Genomic DNA, 457 nt, shown 5'->3' with positions numbered 1-457 from the left:
CTGGCGTGGACGTCGAGCTGCGCCAGACGCTGTGGCACTTCGTCGCCCGCCTGAACAAGGAAGGCCACACGGTGCTGCTGACCACCCATTACCTGGAAGAGGCCGAGGCGCTGTGCAACCGCATCGCCATGCTCAAGCGCGGCCGCATGGTGGCTTTGTCCACCACCTCCGACCTGCTGCAGGGCGCCTCGACGAACGTGATGCGCTTCAAGACCGACGATGCGCTGCCGCCCGCCCTGGCGGCCGTCGCCCGGGTGACCGGCCGCGTGGTGCAGTTGCCCGCCCAGGACGCGCAGGACATCGAACGCCACCTGGCCGTGCTGCGCGCCGCGGGCGTCACCGTGCATGACGTGGAGATCCGCAAGGCCGACCTGGAGGACGTGTTCCTCAATGTGATGGCGCAGGGCAGCCACCCCGATCCGGCGCGCGAGCCCGCGCCGCCCGAAGGGCCCGAGGC

1 pseudogene is annotated in these 457 nt (G+C 70.7%); it reads left to right on the top strand.

Features of this window, described 5'->3' with window-relative positions:
• Nucleotides 1-457: pseudogene (locus HK439_RS26465) on the top strand (hypothetical protein); the annotation flags it as partial.

The organism is Roseibium aggregatum, assembly GCF_014692675.1.
GTDB classification, from domain to species: domain Bacteria; phylum Pseudomonadota; class Alphaproteobacteria; order Rhizobiales; family Stappiaceae; genus Roseibium; species Roseibium aggregatum_C.
Note: the sequence above shows the minus strand (reverse complement) of the source record. Positions and strands in the feature narration are given on the sequence as shown.